This window comes from Pseudonocardia sp. SID8383 (assembly GCF_009864975.1).
GTDB lineage: Bacteria > Actinomycetota > Actinomycetes > Mycobacteriales > Pseudonocardiaceae > Pseudonocardia > Pseudonocardia alni.
Window position 1 is genome coordinate 1 of sequence record NZ_WWFY01001102.1, and the last position, 448, is coordinate 448.

At 78.8% G+C, this 448-nt stretch carries 1 protein-coding gene; it reads left to right on the forward strand.

The window, feature by feature from the left end; all coding sequences use genetic code 11:
• Positions 1-448, forward strand: a 448-nt coding sequence (locus GTW08_RS26495) for an amino acid permease (protein ID WP_161152685.1), incomplete at both ends; no start/stop codon positions are given.

The following is a 448-nucleotide window of genomic DNA, read 5'->3' on the forward strand; positions in this document are numbered from 1 at the left end:
GGGGTGCTGCTGGCACTGGTCGCCGGGGTGGGCCGCACCGTGCTGGCGATGGCGCGCGACCGGGAGCTGCCGGGCGCGCTGGCCGCGGTGCACCCGCGGTTCGCGGTGCCGCACCGCGCCGAGCTCGCCGTCGGCGCCGTGGTGCTGCTGCTGGTGCTCACCGCGGCCCCGGTCACGGCGATCGGCCTGTCCGGTTTCGCGGTGCTGCTCTACTACGCCGTCGCCAACGCCGCGGCGCTCACCCTGCACCGCGACCGGCCGTGGCGGCGCGCCCTGTCGGGATTCGGTCTGCTCGGCTGCGTGGTGCTCGCGACGCTGCTGCCGCCGGTGTCGGTGCTGGCCGGGGTGGTGGTCCTGGTGGCCGGGACGGCGGTGCGAGCGCTGGTGCGGGCGGCGCGGGTCCGCCGCGGCCGCACGTCGGCGGGCGACGACCGGACGGATCCCGCCG